Raw genomic sequence first — 24,045 nt, forward strand, 5'->3', positions numbered from 1 at the left:
TTTTATTTTTTATTTCAGCTTTGCTCAGTTTTTACATAACCCCCTCTCGTTTGTACATATCTTTCTTTGAAAGCTCAATATCTTCTATCTGCTGTGCAATGACAAATATAAATGATAGGCCCACATATATCATACAGGTGGCAGCTGCAACTATGCCTGAATCGTTAAACGCAAAGGCTACAACGCTTCCCACTATCCCGCTAACAAAACCGCAATACAACCCTGGATACCGTTCCTTTACATCTTTGAAAATCCCTTTAGGTCGGTAAAACAATACTATCATGGCCAGCAATGAGGATAAAAACACTCTAGACCATATGGTATATCTAAAGAGGCGGATATTCATGGATACTTTCCTGTAAGCTATATTTAACAGCTCTTGTACACCGTTTCCCCTAATCAACCTTACGGTCTGCCCTATATGCGATTGACTTTCAACCGCTCTGAAGCTGTCCAAAATAAACAGCCCCACTATTGCAATTATCAAAGCTACCGCAAGTGCCGCTATCTGTTTCCACGTAATCCTTAATCCAGCTATCAAAAAGAAGAATACTCCAAATGCAGCAAATGCCGTTATAGCTCCCCCTACATTGGTGCCCCACCATGGTAAAGCCAGTACAGCCAACACTATAACAAGAAATACGTTTACTGCACATAAAATCACATAGCGGTTTATCCCACGCAACCTTTCCAATACCCCTGCACTGCCTATGCAGGCTGCCCCTACCAACACTCCCATGTATTCGTTGCCTATCCCATAAAACCGCGCTCCGCTTATCACGTCATAGCCCAAAGGAGACCCTTGTATTAGCTTTGCACCCGTCCACTGGTCAATCACCAACGCCATTGCCGTCATAAGGCACACAGCCATAATCCTGCCTAACATATCGGGGATAAACTTACAAATGGCAATTGTAAGTAATAGAGTAGAAACCATAGCTATCAAGACAGCTATCACCAGAGAAGACTGGTGTACAAGGGGTAAAACAAGGTAAGTAAAAGGTACCACCATAGCGAACAGTAGACAAAACTTGACAAACCTTAAATATTTTCTCTTAAATAAAAGCACCAACAACGAACCCATGACTACTGCTATAACGTAAAAGACAAATGCTCGTATCAAAAACGGACGTTGATTGAAAATCTCTACCAGCCTTTGATTAAAAGCCATAATGCCATCTAAGCCGCTGCTGTTATAAACGCTCCTCATGGGCGCACCGCCTTGCTCAGGAAGGGGCGAGATACCCAAAAAATCAAGCACAGTCACTCCAACATCAAGATTGGTTACCACCCCCATACGATGGGTAGAAGCAGAGGTCAGCCACCCCTTGTGAACGCCTTTTCCTGACATAATCACGGGCGTTAAACGGTTGTTAACCTGTAGTTCACGCAGAGGTCCCAAAGCTGTGAAGATTATAATAAGGTCCCTGTCCATATCAAGCCGGTTCATAAGCCATCCTATGAAGGCATCTCCTTCTTCTATCGCTCTACGCCTGTGTTCCTCCACCATATCATCCATAACCATATGCCTATACGCTTCAACCCTGTAAGTATCGCCCCATTCAATGGCTACAACATCAGCTTCATCCCATACCCTTTCAACTGCTTGGGCCATCCTGTCAAAATCCAACTTTATACCGTAAGGCCGAGAACTATCCTTTGCATTGAGCTCTTCTCCTACATCTCCCAGCGAAACAACCCCCTTGTCATCCATCATCATGGATACCAGATATCGCTGTTGTTTCTCAGGGATGTCGCTATTTCCTATGACAGCTACCTCGTATCCATTTTGCGCCAGTGCAGTCCCCAGTGCCCCCACTTTGACAGGATATGGCCTCTTAGCATTGTTCCGGTACACACCAGCAATCCCTATACAGGCTATTGAACCATCCTTCAACTTGTGCCCGGTTATTTGGTAATAAAGGTCAGCAACTTTTTGCCCCTGATACATGTCATCAGACGAAAAAGCCAGAGGAGAAGTTATAGAGCCGGTAATCCTGGCACCTGCCCCCATGGTAACGTACAGGTTTTCACACGAACGACTTCCTGCAGTATTGGTGGTCATAAGCCCAACTGCGCCCATCTCTATCAATCTGTCTATATTGGGCGTTGAAGCTTCCTTTATGTCCTCCCATCCTATACGATCCATGGCCACCAGGACTACTTTGCCTTTTTGCGTCGCAACCCTTTCTTCCACTGATAAAGAGGTATTTTGTACACTTGTACCACTGGCTGGAGAAGAAAATACAGTATCCGCGATTGAAATAGAAGCAAGCTCATTGCATGCGGCAACCTGACAGATTAATACTGCAGTCCTAGCAGTGTTAGCCAACACTACACTGACATCCGAGGCCATAAAAGATGTTAAAAGGATGAAAACTTTGAAGGAAAAGAGCACCTTTTTCAACTCAACTCACCTCATACTTTTATTTTTCCCCAAAATATCCCTGTCATACCTGTCGCAAAACGCCCATCCTACATTACCACATAAAAAAGCGGCTGTAATGTTAAACAGCCGCTTTTGCTTTTTAACCTTGATTTCAATTTTTCTACAAAGCCAACAACCTTGAAGGCTCATCCTACTGTTGACCACTAAGAAAGCGGAAAGCTTTAATGGTTTCCACAATGCGCGCATCCCCCAGGTCTACTACCGGGATATCAAGGCCATAGGCCAACGCCATAGCAAGATAAGTACTCCCAATATTTTCATTGCCGTGCCATACTTCACATACGCCTTGTATGTCCATCGTCGTGATAAGCCCCAGTTCCTTCTCAATCAGCTCAACAGCTTTAAGCGTCTCCATGGCTTTCAAAGGGTGATCAGCCACATCTGTCATTGTACAATCTATGATTATATTCTCCTTCTGTATACCATAGGACTCAGCAACGCTTACAATCCTCTCGGCCATCTTTACCCTACTCCGGGCATCAACCGGGGTCCCTTCTTCATTTCTAGTGCATCCGACAACGCAGGCACCGTACTTTGCTACAGTTGGAAATATCGAATCCATGACAGCCTGCTCTGAGCTCACTCCACGCACCAGGGGCTTACCATTGTATATCCTCATACTGGCTTCCAAAACATCAGCACTCGCGCTATTAAGCTGCAGCGGAAGATTGACTACAGCCTGAACTTCGCGTACCAGGTTGAGCATTGCCTCCTTTTCGTCTAGCCCTGGAACAGCTGCATCGACGGCAAGTATATCCGCCCCTTGCCTTCTCTGTACGATGGCTTCTGATACCACATCCCCTAGCTCTCTATTTTGTATTGCCCAGGCAATATTTTCATTATAACTTGCCTTTATTCTACCTCCAATAACCTTTACACCCTGACCGAGAATGACAGCTTTTGAACCCGAAGCCACGGCCGTAAACCCCTTTGCTGATATTGATGCAGGTGTCAGTCCCTCTACTGCCTGTTTTATAGCCCTTATGAAATCGGGGGTAGTCCCACAACATCCCCCTACTAGCCTGACACCCATCTGGACCATCGTCATGATATGTCGCTGAAAAACTTCAGGAGTTGAAGGATAAACCGCACGCCCCTCCACTACCTGAGGCAACCCTGCATTGGGCTGTACCAACACTGGAAGGCTGGAATAGGATACAAATTCATCTATTATAGACAGCAGGCCTTCTGGACCCAATGAGCAGTTAACTCCTAAAGCATCAACCCCAAGGCTCTCAAGTACCACCACGGCAGTCAGCGGGTCAGCTCCTGTAAGCGTTCTTCCGGTTTGATCAAAAGTCAAAGTACATATGACAGGCAAAGAGCTGTTTTCTTTTGCAGCCAACACAGCCGCCTTAGCCTCATACAGGTCACTTAAGGTTTCAATCAAAATGAGGTCTACTCCTGCCTTTACCCCTGCTTTTACCTGCCTGGCATAAAGTTCGTAAGCCTCCTCAAAGGATAATGGCCCCATGGGCTCCATGAGCTGACCTATAGGCCCCATGTCCAAGGCTACCCATTTATTCCCTGCTGCACGCCGTGCCAAAGCCACTGCCTGGGTTATCACCTGCTCCACCGTGTACCCTGTCCCTTTAAGCTTAAGGTCATTAGCCCCAAAGGTGTTGGTGGTTATCACATCAGCTCCCGCTTCTATGTATTGCCTGTGGATGTCCTCTATAACCTCTGGACGTATAATATTGAATATCTCTGGTGGCTGACCAGGAGGCAGTCCATGGCGCTGTACCATAGTGCCCATTGCACCGTCAAATACGATCAAGCGGCGCTTTAGCTCGGTTCTAAAGTCCATAACCAATACATCCTTCCCTCATTTGTTCGCTTAAATCCCCTTATTTAATAAGGTTGAAAATTATTTGTCCATTAAACACATTTTTTATATCGAAAACTAACTCATTTCATCAAATATAATATCACACCATTACACATCACTCAAATGTTCCTCAAATATTGTGATAAGCAATTTTTTTGGCTTTTCATAATACTTATCTCCTTAAACCTTCAATTTCATAATTTAAACCCCTTTAAAGTAACTTCCCAGGATCTGGCGCTTGATAATCTTTCAAAGCGTCATCCAGTATTAGCACCCAGTCATTTCCTCTACCACTTGAAGGCGGCATAAAGCTTTGCACACCTTGATTATCGTATTCTCCAATAAAAACAGTAACTCCTTCTCTGGGGTCATACCAATAAGCCTTTACTTTTTGACCTGATATCTTCCCCATATTAACTTTTATTTCAAGTCCATATGGAGTGTATATAAACGCGTAATCATTCCCACGCGTTGCCCTTAAATGATTAGCGCCTTCATAATTTTCAGCAATCAGGCTTTGGTCAGGAATGCGTTCCAGGAAAGGCCTTGACTCCATAAGCGCCCTCAAATACTGCATCTGCCTCGCCCCAGGCCTCATAATGGCCTGTTTCCAGTGCATAATGAAATATGGTTCTGGTTTTGTGCACATAGACCAAACGCAATGATGTCCATAGGTATGACCTGCTGCTCCGGCAAAAACAGCCCAATACGCAGCCTTCCTCACATCGGCATCATCAAAATAGCCATTTTCAGGCTTAAAACCAATGGGATGGTCCTCATAGCACGGTTCCCCATCCAATGTGGGTTTGACATGTATTAAGTCATAATCAGCGCTTACCATCTTGTAGTTGGGAGTATTCAAGGCACCATGACCTGACTGTATCATATTGAAATCAAGCCATTCCTCATCATGAACATGATACGAAGATGAATATCCTCCCATTGGATGAAAGGTAATTAAATGGCTTCCACCATCCCCCTCTTTGAGACCTTCTGCCATCGCTCTAATAATCGCGAAATGCTTGAAAGTAGTTAAAGGACGATCCCCACCTAGCACCCATACGATGTTTGATTTATTCTTATAACGCTGTCCTAGCCAGCGACCATACACTCTGGCATTGCTCTCATCAAATATAACAGGTCCTTTACCCCAGGCTTTGTTGTATTTGTCTCCCCATGTAGGAAGCAACGCTATGTACAATCCAAGCGAGGCAGCTTTATCGATTATGAAGTCCACATGGTCCCAATAACTATAACCGTTATCTCCTGGTAAAACATCGGGCAAAGTAGGGTCATACTCCCCACGGCTGTTCTTTAATAAAGGCACCCTTCCATATGCATTGGGTACAGTCAGGCCATCAAATTCAGCCAATGCAACCGCCTGAATAACCGTAAATTTCTGCTGCGCACGCGTTGATAGATAATATTCTGCATCCTCACGGCTGAGCCTGTGGAAGAGTTCCCAAGCGGTATCGGCAAGCCAGAAAAACGGCGTGCCATCTTCTTTTACTAGAAATCTACGGTTTTGGCTTATTTTCAAATATTGCATATTATTACCATACATGGCAATCCCCTTTTTCCTATTAATTAATTTAACACTAAAAATGAAAATATTTTTGCTATGATATTTCATTTTAACATTAAAATAACAATCTGACTGTTGGAATAGGCTCTTTACTGAAACGGGATTAACACATCTGCTCATCCATAAAGGCTTTCACCTGCTCTAAGGTAGGCATAGCAGACTGGGCTCCTTTTGCGGTAGTAGATATGGCCCCCACAGCGTTAGCAAACTGTATGCTCTCAATTATGCCTTTGCCTTGAGCCAACGCAAAAACAAATCCCGCGTTGAAAGAATCTCCTGCAGCAGTTGTATCCACTGCTTTTACAGAAAAACCAGGTACATGAGCAAAGCTATCATGGGTTGCCAGATATGCACCCCTCTTACCCACTTTGGCAATAACGTTTTTCACACCTTTGCTGATAAGCCAATTACAGGCTCGATGCAAATCTTCATCGTTTTCTATCTTCATCCCTGTTATAATTTCTATCTCGGTTTCATTTGGAGTAATATAATCAACGTTCAATAAAATCTCGTCAGGCAGTACCCTTGCAGGAGCAGGATCTAGGATGATTATTTTACCGGCCTTTTTGAGCTTTTCTACGGTATACAGCACAGTATCTAAAGGTATTTCCAGCTGAAATAAAAAAATATCCCTTTCTTCCATAAGAGGCCAATTTTCATCAATAAAAGCTCTATCGACTCTCCCATTAGCTCCTGCAACAATAACAATGTTATTTTCGCCAGTATTATCCACTTCTATTACAGCGATCCCCGATGAAATCCCTTTTTCTACCCGCACTCCATCTACGTATACACCATTTTCTTTTAAGTTTTTAATATACTGCTCTCCAAATATGTCATCCCCTAATTTCCCAACCATCAATACATCAGCACCCAAGCGTCCTAAAGCTACAGCTTGATTACCACCCTTACCCCCCGGATATGTAGTGAATTCCCTACCTATGATGGTCTCTCCCGGTCTAGGAAACCTATCAACTGTCACCACCAAATCCATATTTAAACTACCAACCACACATATTTTTTTCACATAATCACCCCCACCAAATAAAGTGCTTCTAATTGCTGTGCTTTTATATTTTAAGTCCATGTTTTGGTAGCGATTCTCTTATCGTTCACTTTTTCATTGTTTATTTGACACTACCTTTCTTAAGGGCTATAAACTCGATTTGTTACATCCCGATATCATATCGAAGTATAATACTGTTTCAAATATTTTTGAAATTGTGCATACCTTTTATATTGTCGACGATATAAAGCACTCAAGTCGTCATCAGGATACACAATGTGCGTTTCCGTATTAATGCCCTGATATACCTCCTCCACACTAGAAAAATACCCTGTCTTGAGCGCCGCTAAAAATGCCGCACCCATAAGCGCAACCTCCGGCATTGCTATCACCTTTATGGGCCTGCTGAACACATTGGCTTTTATATTAAGCCAATATTTGTTCTGTACACCACCTCCTACAGCTATAATGTTATTCATCTCAACATTCAAATTCTCTTCGGCTACCTGTCTCATGTATTCTACTTCGTATGCAGCTCCTTCCAGGATGGCTTTGGCCACGTCATGCCTCTTGTGACTTCTTTTAAGTCCCACAAAAGCGCCTTCTAGGGGTATGCTGGAAACAGGCGAACTGCCTCCAGCCAGATATGGAAAATACAATATCCCAGTAGGACCCTGTGGCGCGTGCGCTAACAGTTCAGACAAATCATCGTAATTCAAAGGCGGATCTGACATCATGCTCCTTATCCATTCAACTGATCCACCCGAAGCCGGCAATCCACCCATCCAGAAATAATAACCTTCCACTACATGCTTTCCAAAGCTGAAACCAGTATTCCACTCTGTCTCCCTCAGCCGCCTACTCGGCGTTACCCCTACCAGTGTCTCGGCTGTACCCATAGAATCGAGTACAGTCCCAAGAGTTACTACTCCTGCACCAAAGGCAGCACACAGGTGGTCATGCCCACATATGCATACCGGTATATCCCCTGCCAACCTTAACTTCGACAACATCTCACCTTTTAAAAATCCTATAGAAGTACCGCTTTCTACCACCTTAGGGAAGATATTTACTCTTATACCCATGGTACTAATAAGTTCATCATTCCACTTGTTGTTCTCTAAATCATATGCAAAAGTCCTGGCAGCCAAGGTATAATCGGTAGCCATTACTCCCGTTAGCTTAAAAGCTATATAATCGGCTGCCGAAAGCCATTTTACATTAAGCGGTAGCTCTCCTTTTTTGTCTTTTAGCCATATAAGTTTTGGCAGGCCATGCTTGTAACTTACCCTTAATCCCGTTTTTGAAAATACATCAAGTTGTCGGATCTTTTCTTGTATAAACCGCACCTTTTCCGTAGCTCTCATATCAAACCATGGAATAAAGGGAGTATAAGACCTGCCATCTTCAGTACTTACTAATAACCCCGTTTCGGCCATGCTTGTGATACCAATAGCCACCAGTTTATCCCTTCCAGCTGATGATAATACCTTGATCAAGCCCTGTTCAACCGACTGCCAAATCTCCTCAGGGTCATAATAATAACCATCCCCGTTGTTATATACCCTGTTAACGTACCTAACTACATCTATAAGGCAACCTTTAACGTCAAAAAGCCCTATCTTGCAGTGTGTGGTACCTATATCTATTCCAACTAAAACATCGTTCACTGTCTCATACCCCTCTCAGTATATCCCTTACCTTTATAATACCTAATCTAGGGCTAGTCAAAAATTTATCTTTTATCTCATCAGGTAATCTATCCAATACCCTGGCCATAGAAGCTTGAGCCAACACCACAACATCTACCTTTTGAGCAAGATCGTTTAGCCTTTTAGCCAGTACCCTGTCATGCCCTTCTCCATCGCCCTGCATGAGCAACTTATATGCCTCATCTACAAGTACCGGTTCTACCGTTACCCTTTTACCCGCTTTTTCGGCTTTTACCCTAATTAAATTTATGGTTGGCTTCAAAGTAGTACTTAGGGTGGCAACCACTCCGATAACGCTCCCTAAAGTTACTGCCCGCTCTGTCATAGCCTCGTCTATACGAATCACCGGCACGCTGAGCTTGCCATTCAACTCATCAGCCAGCTCCCCTACAGACGAACAGGCGTTCAGTATGACATCCGCCCCCAGACTCTCCGCAATTTTGGCATAGGTAAACCATCTCTCCCTTACCTCTGCAACATTGCCCCCATTTTCTATAAGCTGAGGTAATATCGAATCATCAAGAAGATTTATCACTTTAACCTCAGGGATAAGTTCAGATGCCAAATTCTTCAAGGGCTCTATAGTAACAGGGGTAGTGTGTATGATAGCAAGCTTTTTATCCATAATCAAACACCCCTTCACGTAGTAAGTAGTTAACTACTGACTTTATGCTACCATCTTCTTTATGCTATGTCAAACGTGACTTCACAATTCCTCACTATACTTTTGAAACAAATCATTACTCAAGAAAGCATGTTTAACAAAAAACCAAGTTTAACATTTTTCGACGTTATGTTATAATATCCGAGGTGCAAAACTCATATAAGTATTCACAAAAGGAGGAAGCTGTTTTGCAGTTGGAAAATTTATTTTCTTTTATAGGTGGGCTGGGCCTTTTCATATACGGAATGAAGCTCATGGGAGATGGACTTGAGAAAATAGCTGGTAACAGATTAAAATCAATACTAGGATATCTTACAAAAATAGGCTAATGGGTGTTTTGACTGGGACTTTAGTAACAGTAATCATCCAGAGCAGCAGCGCCACTACAGTCATGATAGTAGGATTAGTCAATGCTGGGCTTTTAAATCTTATGCAAGCTACTGGAGTCATAATGGGAGCCAATATAGGTACCACAATAACAGCTCAGCTCATAGCCCTAAAGCTTACCAAAATTGCTCTCCCCGCTATTGGTTTAGGTACAACAATATACATGTTTTCAAAAAAATAAAAGACGAAAATTCTGGGGAGAGGTCATCCTAGGCTTTGAGCTCCTGTTTTTCGGCATGCAAACCATGGAAGTTGGCCTAAAACCCCTTTCTAAGATGCCTCAATTCACCAATTTCATAGCAAATTTTAGTAAATAACGAAAACGACATAGATTATATGGACGAAAAACTCCGTGAAAATCATATAAAAAGGCTTAACGAAGGCAAATGTAACCCCAGTTCGGGTGTAATATTTTTTAGAACGCATAGGTGATCACGCCTTTAATATTGCATCTTATGTATTAAAAAGGGACAAACACTATAAAAGGCCTGTAGTGAAGTAAATGCAGCGCTTAGTGCGCTGTTTTTTATATCCTTTTTAAACATTGATGCCTTTTTACTCTTATAGCCTATCTGATATAAACACAATCGTTTAACAAACAAAATACTTTTTCCACAAGATTTCACCAAACATAACAAGATACGATACAGACATCTCAAATTCCGGCTGATACAATAAAAGACAAATAAGGATACAATGCAGTTGCAGCAAAAAAGGGGGTTATCAGATATGGACGCAATTACTGGAAAAGAGCTACTTATCAAAACCTTCAAACATGAAAAAGACCTTCCAAGAGTGCCGTGGGTACCCTTTGCAGGCGTCCATGCAGGCAGACTTAAGGGTTACAGCGCCATTGAGGTTTTAACCGATGGCAAAAAGCTCCTTGAATCCCTTATAGAAGCTAACAGGCTGTACCGTCCCGATGGGCAGCCAGTATTGTTTGACCTGCAGGTGGAAGCCGAAATCCTGGGATGTGAGCTGGTATGGGCAGAAAAAGCCCCACCCTCTGTCAAGTTCCATCCACTGGCTTCTGAAAAATCTGTTCCTCAACGTTTGCCCGAAAAATTAGACGGCAGGATTCCCATGATACTAGACGTAATGAAGAACTTTAAAACCGAAGTAGGTCAAAACACCGCCCTATTTGGACTGATATGCGGGCCTTTGACTCTGGCATCCCACTTAAGAGGCACAGAGCTGTTCATGGATATGTTCATAGACCCCGATTACGTACACCAACTAATTGAATACACCGCAAGAGTGGCCAAAAGAATGGCAGAATATTATCTAGAAGCAGGTATGGATGTCATCGCCATTGTGGATCCTTTAGTTTCGCAGATCTCTCCACAGCACTTTGCCCAGTTTGTATCAAAACCTGCTACCGATATTTTTAGCTTCATCAGACAAAAGGGAGCCTTGTCCTCATTCTTCGTGTGTGGTAACGCAGCAAAGAACATCGAGGAGATGTGTAAAACCGGCCCCGATTCTATATTCATAGATGAAAACATAGACATGTTGGAAGCAAAAAAGATAACCGATAGATACAATATAGTGTTAGGCGGCAACATCCCCTTAACATCAGTAATGCTGTACGGTAGCCAGCAGGACAATATGAAATATGTAATAGACTTGCTTGACAAGCTAAGCCATCATAACTTGGTCATTGCACCGGGATGCGACATGCCATATGACGTCCCACCCGAAAACCCCATTGGCATACAACAGGCCATACGCAATACTGACGAGATAAGAAAGATGCTGGAGAATTACCAGGGCACACAGCTGGACGTAGAGGTTGAACTGCCCGACTATGAAAACCTTCAAAAACCACTCATTGAGGTCTTCACCCTGGACTCGGCCACCTGCGCCGCTTGTACCTATATGGTAAACGCCGTGAAAATTGCCAAGGAACATTTTGGAGATAAAATAGACTGGGTAGAACACAAGTTTACCACCCGTGAAGGTATAGCCCGTATCAAGAAGATGGGCATAAAGAATCTGCCCTGCATATATATCAATGGCAAGCTCAAGTATTCATCCATAATACCTAGTAGAAATGACTTGTTTAAAAGCATAGAGGAGTGTCTAAAATAATGAGGCACAATATATCGGTTTACTTGATCACCGGCTTCCTTGGGGCAGGCAAGACCACCCTTTTAAAAAATCTGTTAGAATTCAGCAAAAACAAAAGGATGGGCATAATAATGAACGAATTTGGCAGCGTGGGAATAGACGGTACACTGGTAAAAAATGAAGGCGTTGACCTGATTGAAATAAATAACGGGTCTATATTCTGCAGTTGCCTTTCCTCTACCTTTGCCGAGGGCCTAATCGCCATGGCCAGTACTCCCATCGAGTGGCTGTTTATCGAAAGCTCAGGGCTTTCGGACCCATCTGGTATGGAAAAGGTCCTTTACGATGTACAGCCAAAAACCGGCGATATCTACGATTTTAGAGGTACCATATGCATAGTTGACGCCACCTCGTTTATAGAGCTGTCACAGACACTAGAGGTCACACGGAAACAGATTGAATACAGCCACCTGGTAGTAATAAACAAGGTAGACCTGGTGGATGAGGCAAGACTCAAAAGCATTCACGAAAGGATTCGCAGCTTAAATCCTGTCGCTCCCATCGTAACTACTTCCTACGGTAGGTTGGATTATGCCTGGTTGCAGCAAAATCTCAAAGATTTCCCGCTGCCTCCAGCTACTCCCAACCTAAACTGCCCAACGAACAGACCAAAAACCCTGCTTCTTGAAACCGATGGAGAGTTCAACAGGGAAAAGCTGAAGAAGTTTTTACAAAGCATTTCGGACTTGGCTTTCAGAATAAAAGGATTCTTTAAGCTAAAGGAAGGATGGCATTATGTGGACGGGGTTAACAGCTCCTTCTCTATAACGCCTATTAACATAGAACGCGACATCTCGCAAATGGTAGTAATATTAAAGACTAGACAGCCTGTGATGGACACCATACAAAAAAGCTGGAAAAGGCATTTCAGCAATGAATTGCGTATTAGAGAGAAAAATTGAATACAACAAAAAATAGGGCATTTCATTGTAAAATGCCCTATTTTGGTAGTTTTATACACCGTTGAACCGCCTTTTACTTCAAGAGTTAAAAACTTTGTAAAAAGTACAGTACTGTAAAAAAGAAAGGTCTTCTTGCTGATTTTTTGATAAAATGCATCACGCAACAAAGGTCTTCGCCAGGTCAGCAGCCGATGCAGCATCTGGGGCATATCCGTCAGCTCCGATCTCATCGGCAAACTTCTGTGTAACCGGAGCTCCTCCCACCATAACCTTTACTTGGTCCCTTATTCCTGCCGCCTTCAAGGCCTCGATGGTATCCTTCATAGCCGGCATAGTGGTAGTGAGCAGCGCAGACATAGCGACGATACAACCTGGCCCTGCAGTTTTGGCTGCATTGACAAATTTTTCGGGCGAGACGTCGATGCCAAGGTCAGTTACTTCAAATCCCGCCCCTTCCAACATCATGGCAACCAAATTCTTCCCGATATCATGTAAATCGCCTTTTACGGTACCGATAACTACCTTACCCATGGGCTTCACATCTCGTTCAGCCAATAAGGGTTTTAATATGTTCAACCCAGCATACATAGCGCGGGCAGCGATGAGCACCTCTGGAACGTATATCTCGTTATTCTTGAACAGCTCGCCCACTTCGCTCATCCCTACTATGAGCCCCTTATTGAGAATATCCTCCGGGCTTATCCCTTCTGCCAGCGCTGCCTCAACCATTTCCTTCACTTTTGGAGCATTGCCAGCTTTCAAGGCATCAGCAATCGCTCTGAAATCAGCCATCGGTTTAACCCCCTCCTCTTCAAATATTTACGAGTTCACTTTTTCAACAAAAGTAATGGCCTAATGCTAACTGTGTTGCTTTTAAAATCTTACTATAATAAATTATAGCAGGTTTGTCTTAAGCTGTATCGGTTAAATCTTGTGAACATAGGTAAAATCTTGTCAACCCATTCTAAAGATTTTTTCTGTACTGAGCAGGGGTTACTCCCACGTATTTCTTAAACACCTTGCTGAAATAGCTGGCATCGTCATAGCCCACCTGAGATGCTACAGCCACTATGGATAGTGACGTATCTTTAAGCAGCTTTTTTGCCTCCTCCATCCGTACCATAGTTAAATACTCCAGAAACGTTATATTGAGCTCCTCCTTAAACAGGTGGCTGAGATAATACGGGCTTATATAAACACTTCGAGCTACATCCTCAAGCGTGATATCTCTATTATAATTCTCCCGAATATACTTTAAAGCCTCTCCAAGGCTTCTGGCATTGCGAACTTTTTTGGTTTCATACATGGTATCCATAAAGGTGTCCAACACCTTCACAACCCAATGGCATATCTCATCCATGCTATCTATCCGCGATAATTCAGAAATAAAGCCGTAGTTTAGCCCTAACAGTTTTTCTAAGCTGGCACCACCTTCTACTGCCGCCCTCGACACCACAACTACCAACTCCAATATCCTAGCTTTCATGAGGTCCATGTTTCCGACAGTACGGAAAAATATATCCCCTAGCAGGTCATTTAAAATCTCTTTTGCTCCTGCACGGTCTCCTAACCTTACTTTGCTTAAAAGCTCATGTTCTTTATCTATAGGATATAACGGCTCCTGAACCTTGGCCTCAAGCGCCTTAATGGTCTCCTCTGCACGCTTTCTCTCAAATATCGCCTCAGCCAGCTTTGCCTGCTGTTCATTTAGCTCTTTCCTATACTGCAAAGTCAACATCCCAGTTTTTGCAATGTGATTGGCTACTATGAAGATAAGCCGGGCTGCTGCCTGTACACCTCTACTGGAAAGCATTTTCACTTGCCTGCTAGCCACCACCAGAGCTTCACGGTTAATGTTAAGGTCTCGCGTCAGGTTTAAAAACTCCTGAACGGCAATCTCATCCCATTCCCACATGATGACCGGCCCGCACGAAATGCTGCCGAGGTATACATCCTTAAACATTATAGGCGCGGCAAACTCTATCAACCCTGCATGACATCTAAAGATGTATGGCTCACCAAGTTGAGCCGCTTGCCTTCCCGCATAGCTCATGGATTGATTACACCGCTTCAAGCCTTCAGGGTCAGAGCGCACTATCTTGCAAAATGGGCACTGACCCTCATATTCATCTGGAACAACAATAGGCTCACCTTTGGTATTTACGCATATAGCCCCTAACCCCGTGGCCAGCACAAAACAGTTGAGTATGCTCTTCAACTCTTTTACATCAACGACATCTTCGATGCTTATACTCTCCATGTCATAAAACCTACTGTCGTACTCAGTCATCCCATAGTCCCCCTGTTAGAACCAGCTTTATTACCCCCGCTTTAACAAAAAACTTCGTTAAAAAGTTTCAATTGGCGCTTTTTCATAAAAAGCGCCATCCTTTTGCACATCATTTCAATTCTATATTATACATCATCTCATACCATTCTGTCTTTACGATTGACCAACAAATTTCTCTATCGCGTCAAACCTTATTTCATACCAACTCATCGCTTATTGCCCTGCGGCTAGTCTTACCATGGCCTGATGTTCGGGATCCACTTGTCCATCCTTATGGCGCACGCTGTTTAAGAAGTGAATATCAAAATGCCCATCGGCTCCATTGCCCTTTATCCTATCATAATTTATTCCTGGACCATAATCGCCGCTTCTCCAGTTCACGTATGCTCCATCAGGTGCAGAATCCAGGCCAGCATGCAGCGCCGCAGTGGCAGAAGCCGCCAGCTTACGCCCGTTTATCAGCACCAACACCGGACGCCTTGCCCAGTAATTTACAGCACCGCTTGCCATCTTCTCGTATTTCTCCCATATGCTCTTCATTGTGCGTGTATCTTCAGAGGTAAGCGGCTCCACATCGGCATGTCCAGAACCATAGGTCCTAACCACCTTAAAGCTGATGCCGGTATAAAAATCCACTACGGTTGCAGTGGAATTAAGTGGAAATACATACTGGGCTTCCGTCCACCAATCGAGTAGTTCGCCGTATTGAGGTCCTGGTGTGGGTTTTACAGGTATCTCTCTTTGAGGAACCTTCAAAACCTGGCCCACATACAAAACAGTAGAAGTGGTTATGCCATTTGCCACGGCAATGTCTTCGACAGGCACGCCATACTTGTATGACAGGCTCCATAGCGTATCGCCTTTGACCACTGTATGGGTTATATATGTAACCCTCGGTGTATCCACAGGCATGGTATTTCGCGGGATAATTATTTTCTGCCCTGGATAAATCACAGCTGAACTGTTAATGTTGTTAGCGGCACATAGCACATCCAGCGAAACCCCAAAACGCTGGCTAATTTTCCATAGGGAATCACCCGGCTGTACAATGTAAACAGTAGTAGCATCGCCTCGTGAGGTAGTAGAACCCGCTAGGAGCCTGTTCATGACGCTGCGGGTAACAGGCCCTATGATGCCATCAGCCACCAACCCATTCGCCTTTTGAAAAGCCTTTACGGCCGTCTCGGTTACGCTGCCAAAGTAACCTGTGATTTGTGGGTATACAAAAAAACCCAGGTCTTTAAGAAGGCGCTGCACAACGGCCACATCCTGGCCACTCATACCCCTTCTCAAATCCCTGGTAAGCTGGTACCCTGCAGCTGAAGCCTCTGAAGTAACTACACACATAAACACAATAAGGGTTAAGCTCAAAACCATCAACAGAATCAGCTTTTTATTGAGCCTCAACACGCTTTTTCCTCCCCTCTCCCAAATAATTGAAATGATGTGCTAAAAAGGATGGCTTGTATCTTATTGTAAGTATATTATAACCCGGTTGGGGGAGGACCTTCTAGTTGAAAAATATGGTATATGAAAGCCACTTACCTTAAGTATAAGGTTAAAATTATCCCCTCATCTGTGAAATAATCTCCCTTTCTTTCTCCTCCATAAACTGGTTTGTGTACAACCTATAGTAATACCCTTTTCGCCTTAGTAGCTCCCAGTGAGTGCCCTGCTCAACCACACGCCCGTTGCGAATCACCAATATGCGATCAGCAGACCTTATGGTTGATAGCCTGTGGGCTATGACAAAGCTGGTCCTGCCCTGCAATACCTTTTGTATGGCATTTTGGATAATTCGCTCGGTTTCGGTATCTACCGAAGAGGTGGCTTCATCCAATACAAATATTTTGGGATTAGCCAAGACAGCACGAGCAAATGAAATGAGCTGCTTCTGCCCCGTTGATAACCTGTTTCCACCTTCGCCCACTTGGGTATCGTATCCATTCTCCAACCTTACGATAAAATCATGGGCATTGACCAACTTTGCAGCTCCTACCACCTCTTCATCGGTAGCATCCAGCCTTCCATACCTTATATTCTCCTTTACCGTTCCACTGAATAAGTGTGGAGTCTGAAGAACATACCCTATATTGGACTGTAGCCACAGCTGAGAACGCTTACGATAGTCCACCCCATCAATCCTGATCTCACCCTTGGTAGGTTCATAAAAGCGGCAAAGCAAGTTTACGATTGTACTCTTACCAGCCCCCGTCTCGCCCACCAAAGCAATAGTCTCTCCAGCTTTTACTTCCAGATTAAAATCCTTAAGCACTTCCTCGCCCTCTTTATACCAAAAGGAGACATTATGGAAAGTCACATCTCCTTTTATTGGTGGCCAGTTTTCCTTTTTTGGGTTAAACAGGTCCCCATACTTTTCAATAACTGCCGGCGAATCCTTGACATCAGGTTCAGTCTCAATCATAGAAAATACCCTTTCGGCTGAAGCCTGCGAGTTTTGCAGCTCGGCAAATATTCGGGACAGTTCACGGATTGGTTCAAACAGTTGAGTGGTATAGTTTATAAACGCTACTAAAGTACCATAAGTAATAGATTGTGCAATGACTCCCTCGCCTCCTACCCATAGAGCCAGTCCGGTCCCGATGCTCCCCAAAGCCATCACAACCGGCATATAAATTGATGACACTACAACCGCCCTAACCGATGAATGCCTCATCCTTTCAGTAAGTATTTTAAACTCTTCCAGGTTTTCTTCTTCCCTGGCAAGGGTCTTCGTGGTCTTGGCCCCCATGATCCCCTCGTTGAAAGCTCCGGTGATTTGGGAATTGATCTTCCGCACTTGACGGTAAGCCTTCAATATCACCCTCTGGAAATAAACGCTGACGGCTACCAAAATCGGCACCACTGAGAGGGTTATGAGAGCCAATCTCCAGTTCAAGTAAAGCATGATAGCTATCGTGGCCACCATCATGGCGCTTCCCCACATGAGGTCCACAAGTCCCCAAGCAACAGTTTCCCCCAGACGCTGTATATCGGAAGTCATCCTCGCCATGATCCAGCCAACCGGGGTCCTGTCAAAATATGAAAATGACAGCTCCTGCAGCTTTTTAAAGCCTATTTTTCTTATATCATAGCACACCCCGGTCTCAATTCTGCCAGCAATGCATATCAACCTCCACACGTTAAACGCCTGAATTGAGATCAAAATTACGCTGATTAAGGCAAAAATCCAAAGTCCTCCAAGCTTTCCAGGCACAATAAAATTATCAACGGCATATCTATTCATAAGCGGAAAGATGGCATCAATGCCGCCGGAGATTGCCATAGTCGCTGCCAGAAGTAGTAGGTCTTTTCTATAAGGGCGGGCATAACGTATAAGCTTTTTCCATAACTCCATATTAAACGGCTGGGTATATTCCTGTTCCTGATAGGCACTCACTCACATCGCCCCCCTTTCCTGCGCTGGATAGGCAAGACTACCATTTTCCTCTAGCAGCTCTTCCTCGAGCCTGCTCTGCAAAGCCCATATCCTCTGATATAGACCCGGTTGCCTTATAAGCTCTTCATGAGTACCCGACTGAACCAACCGTCCCTGATCCAACACCAGTATCAAATCAGCTTCCGACAAGGTGGTAATGCGATGGGATATTATAAACGTAGTTATTCCCTTTCGTCTCTGCCGTAAAGCCTTGCGTATAGCCGCATCGGTTTCGGTATCTACAGCACTTAAGGAGTCGTCAAAAATCAATATGGAGCTGTTCCTGACCAGAGCCCTGGCAATGGCAACCCTTTGCTTCTGCCCCCCAGAGAGGGTTACTCCCCTTTCTCCCACCAGGGTATCATAGCCCTCTTCAAATTGCTGTATGACATCTGTAAGGGCAGCTACACGCATGGCTTCCAGTATCTCCTCTTCAGTGACGTCGCTTCTGCCTAAAGCCACATTTTCCTTTATTGTCCTAGAAAACAGGAAAGGTTCCTGGAGCACAATCCCTATGTTTTTGCGCAACCACCTCTTGTTTATTTCTTTAAGCTCAACTCCGCCGATGGTGATAGAACCCTTTTGATAGTCATATAACCTCAAAAGCAGGTGTACCAACGACGACTTTCCTGCCCCAGTGGGACCAAGAATAGCGACGGTTTGCCCTTTTTTAACTTTAAACGATACGTCTTTAAGCACAGGGCGCCCCTTTTCATACTCAAAATACACGTTTTTAAATTCGATATCAGCATTGAGGTCAGGAGTAAGTCCATCTTCCTCCATATCCTCCTTGGGCTTATCAAGCAGCTCTTTAATTCGCGTGAGGGAGATTTGCGCTCTGCCCATATCGGTCAACATTCTGCCCATTTGGCGAACGGGCCACAAAAGCATACCTTCGTAACTTGCAAATGTAAGCAAAGTTCCCAACGTCATGATGCCTTGAGCTGCCCAGTAAACGCCTGTAATCATCACCACTACCATTTGAGCCATGATAAGAAAATCTGAAAGCGCCCAGTAACTGGCCATCAGTCGTGCCAAACGATACGATAAATCCCTGTATTCTCTGTTTTTACTATCAAATTTTTCAACTTCATAAGCTTGCCGTCCGAAAGCCTTTACCACCCTGATCCCTGTAAGATTCTCTTGCAACACGGTAGTCAATCTCCCCTCAGCCTCATCAGCCAAGCGAAAGGCGTCCCTCACCTTTGTGAAAAACACATAAGAAAAAGCAAAGATAAGAGGAATCACGCCGATGGAAATAAACGTCATCCTTATATCAAGGCTGAACATTATGGCCAAAGCCATAACAAGCAAAAACGCAGTCCTTCCAATTTCAACCATTTGTACTGCAAAAAAACGACGTATGGTTTCCACATCAGAAGTACAACGCTGTATCCAATCGCCAGTCTCGGCTTTCACATGTTCATCATAAGGCAAATTCTGAAGGTGGTCATAGAGCAAGTCTCTCAAGCCCTTTGCCATGGATTCTGAGGCCTGAGCCGTCCACTTACCCCTTACATACATCAACGCTCCGTTTATAAGGCTTACGACGAGCAGAGCCAACCCACACACCCACAGGTTATGTGTCAAAACATCCCTGCCCCCTAAAGACAGCACAACTCCCTCAACCCATGTGGGCACGTCCATGGGCTTATCACCGATTATCGAGTCCACCGTAGTCCTTATAACCAGAGTAGGTATAAGGGAGAGCAAAGCAGAAAAGGCGGTAGCTACTACAGCCCCTGCATACCGCATTCTGTTGCCTCTCATGAGCTGCCACAGCAACTCCCACTTGCCAAACATCATCCCACTCCTAACGCATTATTTAAATATCCTAAAGAACCAGTTTCGCCTTATGGCAACGGCCTTGTGAGGACACAGCTCCTGACAACAATAACAGCGAATGCAGGCGTTTAAGTCAATGTGCGGTTTTTTATCTATAATCTTTATTGCCTTGGGCGGGCAATACCTGGCGCAATCACCACATCCTGCACAAGCATCATACCTTATCACAGGATGAGGTCCAAGATAGAATTTCAAAAACTCTGAGACCCTGTTATTGCTTTCAAGGGCTCTGACCAAAAAGCCCAGCTTTTTGGAATCGGGCAGCTTAAAATCAGATATGTAGAGGTCATCAAATGGGTCCCCCACAAGTTCTATGTCTTCTAACTTGCTGCTGCATAAGCCCCGTTCCTCGGCTCGTTGTACTGTACATATCCTCTCAACTGGCAGCCCCACCAAAGCCGCCGAAACCACGTCCAGTGCGTAAGGGCTGGGGCTTACAAGCAGCGCCCCCACATGTCGCGGACTACCGGCCGAAGGGCCGTTACCCTCCATTCCCTCTATCCCATCCATCACCGAAAGCACAGGCTTCACATACGTGCATATATCGATCAGCAAATCTGAAAAATCCTCCAGCCGCTTCATGCGCAGGTGATATTCCGCCTTGGTCATACCCGGGATAACGCCAAAGAGGTTTTTGACCGCGCCGGTAAACAAAGTGAGCTCGTGGGTCTTTAGCTTTGCCACGGATATGACTGCATCCACATCCTGCAGCACCTTTATCACTGTCATGCGCTTTGCCACCTTACCCTCGGGGTGGCTGACCTCAACTGTATCGGTATTATAGTTAAGAATAACCCCTGTCCTTTCATGCACCTCTTCCATGCCACAGGCTCTGTATATCCCCCTCAAAATCCTTTCTGTATACAGCCCCCCTGGACTGTCGGCAATTACAGGTGTAGCCCCTATCGACTGCACAACCCTCACCACGGCCTCCACCACGGCAGGATGCACAGTCACAGCTTCTTCAGGCCTTCTCCTAGCCAGAAGGTTACACTTCAAAAGAACCTTCATCCCGGGCTTTATATATCTATCAATGCCACCCAGCATCTCTACGGCCCGGCTCACCGCACTGTCAACTTCCTGGCGGTCATAACCTTTGCACTTTACCAGCGCCACCGGTCCATATTTCATTCCCATTCCCCCATCGATAACCGTTTTTCGTGCGTTCACAATGTAACAATCCTCAAATTAACGGATTTTAACACATAGCGGCATTATAACATCATTGAGAGTGAAAAAACAAAGCCTAATGTGATTACCAGACTCCATACCCATACGAATCATTTCTCCGCACTACACTTTTTGACAAAATGGCACACTATAGGCTTGACGCAAACCTTCTATATACATTGCCTTTTTTGGGTGGTATTTTTGCTGTCCAATCCACAGGCCTAATGCAAAGATCATAACGATGAGTGCCCAGGCAATCACCTTATCCGATAACCTGCGCTCCCTGTACAACCCCACGGCATTTGCCGCTAAAAATCCTCCCACCAGACCTCCTATATGCCCCCAGTTATCTATGCCTGGCTGAATAAACCCCAAAAGTAGGTTAATGCCGATTACGATAAACAGAGCCGGACCAAATACCCGTTGAAATGCATCACGCTTTCGTTTGCGGAAATAGAGAAGTGAGCCCATAAGGCCGAATATGGCACCTGATGCACCAGCCGCAGGGTGAGGGCTAAAAAGGTAGCTAAAGAGGCTACCCATCAGCCCCGACAGCACATATATAACCACAAAACGGATTTTGCCGTACAGCTTCTCCACTATTGGACCGTATACATACAGGGCGTATGAATTGAACAGCAGATGCATGCCCCCGACATGCAGGAACATAGCAGTAAAAAGACGCCAGTACTCCCCTTCTGCAATCAGTTCATTCACTTTGGCTCCAAAATAAAACAACTGGTAATCTAAATCGATGTCAAACAACGTACCTATAAAGCTCATCACAAGCCATACGGCAACATTCAGTCCCAAAATAGCATAGGTAACATACGGCGGTCTTGGGTCCAGCCGTATATTCCTGTTTCCCCAGCCGTCACCCGTTTCTCCCGCGTCCCATTCGTCTAAAACTTCATATTCCCCTTCTATGACTTCGGGCTCGCGGTCCCATTCATACTTCATGACGTCCTCCTTAGTCACAGTACCTTTTTCAAGAAGTTGCCAATACGTTTTATGGCTTCGTTGATATTATCGATAGAATAGGCATATGAACACCTTATAAAGCCCTCGCCGCTGGCTCCAAAAGCTGTCCCTGGAACGACCGCCACCTTCTGATCCATGAGCAGCTTCTCGCAAAATTCCTCCGACGACATACCGGTCTTCTTTATAGAAGGAAAGACATAAAAAGCCCCCTTTGGTTCATAACATTCCAATCCTATCTCCCTGAAACCGTTCACCATGACCTTACGGCGCATGTTGTACTGCTTGACCATGTACTCCACCGAAGCAAACCCGTCTTCAAATCCTTTCCTCAAAGCCTCTATAGCAGCTACCTGAGCCATTATGGGAGCACACAGGGTGGTATACTGATGAATCTTAACCATAGCGCCAATTAACGCCGGATGGCCTGCGGCATACCCCAGCCGCCAGCCAGTCATGGCAAATGCTTTTGAAAAGCCATTTATCACAATGGTACGCTCCTTCATATCTGGCAGGCTGGCTATGCTAACATGCCTTTGCCCGTAAGTCAACTCTGCGTAAATCTCATCGGATATGACTATAATATCAGTACGGCGCAATACCTGCGCGATGGCCTCCAAATCCTCTCGGGTCATAATAGCTCCGGTGGGATTGTTGGGATAGGGCAAAATAAGCGCTTTTGTTCTGGGAGTGATCTTCTGTTCCAGCTTTTCAGGAGTTAAACGGAACTCGTCCTCCGGCCTACACTCCACCGCTACAGCCTTCGCTCCAGCAAAACGGACGCAGGGCATATAGGCCACGTACGACGGGTCAGGAATTAAAACCTCATCCTCAGGATTTAAGATAGCCCTTAAAGCCAGATCTATGGCCTCGCTGGCACCAACGGTCACCACTATCTCGTTTTTGGGGTTGTACTCCAATCCAAATCGTCTGCTCAAGTAACAGCTTATGGCCTTTCTGAGCTCCGGCATCCCCCAGTTTGAGGTATAACACGTCATCCCCTTTTCTAGGGAATATATGCATGCCTCGCGCACGTTCCAAGGGGTCACAAAATCAGGCTCTCCCACCCCCAAAGAAATGACTCCTTCCATCTCGCTGGCTATGTCAAAGAACTTCCGTATGCCCGAGGGTGGTACCTCTTTTACCCGCTCGGCTATCATGTTCTCCACGTTCACGGTACAATCACCTGCCTGTAGTCTTTTTCTCCGTCCTCTAATATAACCCCATCCACTTTATACTTCTTTAATACAAAATGGGTAGCTGTGCTGAGCACCGAATCCAATACCGATAGCTTTTCAGCGACAAAAAAGGCCACTTCCTTCATAGTACGCCCCTCAATCATAACAGCCAAGTCGTAGTCCCCCGACATAAGGAACACCGACTTAACCTCCGGGAACTTATAAATCCTTTCAGCGATGGCATCAAACCCCTGATCTCTCTGCGGTGTCACCTTTACCTCAATAAGCGCCGTAACGTATTCCCGATCAGTTTTATCCCAGTTGACTATGGTGTTGTACTTCACTATAACCTTATTTCTCTCAAGCTCTGCTATCTTCTGCTTTACTGTCTCCACATCGACTCCCAGCATCACGGCTATCTCCTCAGGAGTTCTTCTGCTGTCCTCATTCAATATTTCAAGAATCTCATTGACCATAAGCCA

The 24,045-nt window shown here is 44.8% G+C and carries 19 protein-coding genes; 4 read left to right on the forward strand and 15 right to left on the reverse strand.

Features of this window, described 5'->3' with window-relative positions:
• Nucleotides 1-31: 31 nt before the first annotated feature.
• The 6 genes from JOD02_RS05860 to JOD02_RS05885 form a co-directional block, all read right to left on the reverse strand.
• Nucleotides 32-2,407, reverse strand: coding sequence for a hypothetical protein (locus tag JOD02_RS05860; RefSeq protein ID WP_204487829.1), 2,376 nt, complete (start codon nt 2,405-2,407; stop codon nt 32-34).
• A 172-nt stretch (nt 2,408-2,579) separates the two neighbouring features.
• The gene (locus tag JOD02_RS05865) at nt 2,580-4,256 is read right to left on the reverse strand and encodes a homocysteine S-methyltransferase family protein (RefSeq protein ID WP_204487830.1); all 1,677 of its coding nucleotides are present in this window, start codon (nt 4,254-4,256) and stop codon (nt 2,580-2,582) included.
• 232 nt (nt 4,257-4,488) lie between these two features.
• Complete coding sequence (locus JOD02_RS05870; RefSeq protein ID WP_204487832.1) at nt 4,489-5,841, reverse strand: glycoside hydrolase family 140 protein; 1,353 nt, start codon at nt 5,839-5,841, stop codon at nt 4,489-4,491.
• 124 nt (nt 5,842-5,965) lie between these two features.
• The gene (rbsK, locus tag JOD02_RS05875; RefSeq protein WP_204487835.1) at nt 5,966-6,889 is read right to left on the reverse strand and encodes a ribokinase; all 924 of its coding nucleotides are present in this window, start codon (nt 6,887-6,889) and stop codon (nt 5,966-5,968) included.
• Between the two features lie 155 nt (nt 6,890-7,044).
• Nucleotides 7,045-8,538, reverse strand: coding sequence for an FGGY family carbohydrate kinase (locus tag JOD02_RS11790; RefSeq protein ID WP_204487837.1), 1,494 nt, complete (start codon nt 8,536-8,538; stop codon nt 7,045-7,047).
• Between the two features lie 4 nt (nt 8,539-8,542).
• Nucleotides 8,543-9,205, reverse strand: a complete 663-nt coding sequence (locus JOD02_RS05885; protein WP_204487839.1) for an aspartate/glutamate racemase family protein — start codon at nt 9,203-9,205, stop codon at nt 8,543-8,545.
• A gap of 227 nt (nt 9,206-9,432) precedes the next feature.
• Here JOD02_RS05885 and JOD02_RS11905 point away from each other — a divergent pair, with 227 nt between their 5' ends.
• From JOD02_RS11905 to JOD02_RS05900, 4 genes are all read left to right on the forward strand, one after another.
• Entirely contained in the window at nt 9,433-9,573 is a 141-nt protein-coding gene (locus tag JOD02_RS11905) for a hypothetical protein (protein WP_394355746.1), read from the forward strand.
• Between the two features lie 8 nt (nt 9,574-9,581).
• Entirely contained in the window at nt 9,582-9,812 is a 231-nt protein-coding gene (locus JOD02_RS11910) for a Na/Pi symporter (protein ID WP_394355747.1), read from the forward strand.
• 557 nt (nt 9,813-10,369) lie between these two features.
• The gene (locus JOD02_RS05895) at nt 10,370-11,722 is read left to right on the forward strand and encodes a uroporphyrinogen decarboxylase family protein (RefSeq protein WP_394355749.1); all 1,353 of its coding nucleotides are present in this window, start codon (nt 10,370-10,372) and stop codon (nt 11,720-11,722) included.
• Nucleotides 11,722-12,663 carry a CobW family GTP-binding protein gene (locus tag JOD02_RS05900; RefSeq protein WP_204487842.1) on the forward strand — a complete coding sequence of 314 codons (942 nt, stop codon included), beginning with the start codon at nt 11,722-11,724 and terminating at the stop codon, nt 12,661-12,663. The genes JOD02_RS05895 and JOD02_RS05900 overlap by 1 nt, the downstream gene beginning before the upstream one ends.
• Before the next feature lie 156 nt (nt 12,664-12,819).
• Here the strand turns inward: JOD02_RS05900 and JOD02_RS05905 are convergent, their stop codons facing one another.
• From JOD02_RS05905 to JOD02_RS05945, 9 genes are all read right to left on the reverse strand, one after another.
• Nucleotides 12,820-13,455, reverse strand: coding sequence for a corrinoid protein (locus JOD02_RS05905; protein ID WP_204487844.1), 636 nt, complete (start codon nt 13,453-13,455; stop codon nt 12,820-12,822).
• A gap of 172 nt (nt 13,456-13,627) precedes the next feature.
• Nucleotides 13,628-14,953 carry a PocR ligand-binding domain-containing protein gene (locus JOD02_RS05910; protein ID WP_204487845.1) on the reverse strand — a complete coding sequence of 442 codons (1,326 nt, stop codon included), beginning with the start codon at nt 14,951-14,953 and terminating at the stop codon, nt 13,628-13,630.
• 213 nt (nt 14,954-15,166) lie between these two features.
• The gene (locus tag JOD02_RS05915) at nt 15,167-16,363 is read right to left on the reverse strand and encodes a LysM peptidoglycan-binding domain-containing protein (protein ID WP_204487847.1); all 1,197 of its coding nucleotides are present in this window, start codon (nt 16,361-16,363) and stop codon (nt 15,167-15,169) included.
• Between the two features lie 154 nt (nt 16,364-16,517).
• Complete coding sequence (locus JOD02_RS05920) at nt 16,518-18,311, reverse strand: ABC transporter ATP-binding protein (RefSeq protein ID WP_204487955.1); 1,794 nt, start codon at nt 18,309-18,311, stop codon at nt 16,518-16,520.
• A 42-nt stretch (nt 18,312-18,353) separates the two neighbouring features.
• Entirely contained in the window at nt 18,354-20,195 is a 1,842-nt protein-coding gene (locus JOD02_RS05925) for an ABC transporter ATP-binding protein (protein ID WP_204487849.1), read from the reverse strand.
• An 18-nt stretch (nt 20,196-20,213) separates the two neighbouring features.
• Entirely contained in the window at nt 20,214-21,407 is a 1,194-nt protein-coding gene (locus tag JOD02_RS05930) for a DUF362 domain-containing protein (RefSeq protein WP_341534539.1), read from the reverse strand.
• A 123-nt stretch (nt 21,408-21,530) separates the two neighbouring features.
• Nucleotides 21,531-22,367, reverse strand: coding sequence for a rhomboid family intramembrane serine protease (locus JOD02_RS05935; RefSeq protein ID WP_204487851.1), 837 nt, complete (start codon nt 22,365-22,367; stop codon nt 21,531-21,533).
• 14 nt (nt 22,368-22,381) lie between these two features.
• The gene (locus JOD02_RS05940; RefSeq protein WP_204487852.1) at nt 22,382-23,560 is read right to left on the reverse strand and encodes an aminotransferase class I/II-fold pyridoxal phosphate-dependent enzyme; all 1,179 of its coding nucleotides are present in this window, start codon (nt 23,558-23,560) and stop codon (nt 22,382-22,384) included.
• On the reverse strand, nt 23,557-24,039 hold the full coding sequence (locus JOD02_RS05945; protein WP_204487854.1) for an Lrp/AsnC family transcriptional regulator: 483 nt from the start codon (nt 24,037-24,039) through the stop codon (nt 23,557-23,559). The genes JOD02_RS05940 and JOD02_RS05945 overlap by 4 nt, the downstream gene beginning before the upstream one ends.
• Between the last annotated feature and the right edge of the window lie 6 nt (nt 24,040-24,045).

The sequence above is a fragment of the Caldicoprobacter guelmensis genome (assembly GCF_016908415.1).
Lineage (GTDB): Bacteria > Bacillota > Clostridia > Caldicoprobacterales > Caldicoprobacteraceae > Caldicoprobacter > Caldicoprobacter guelmensis.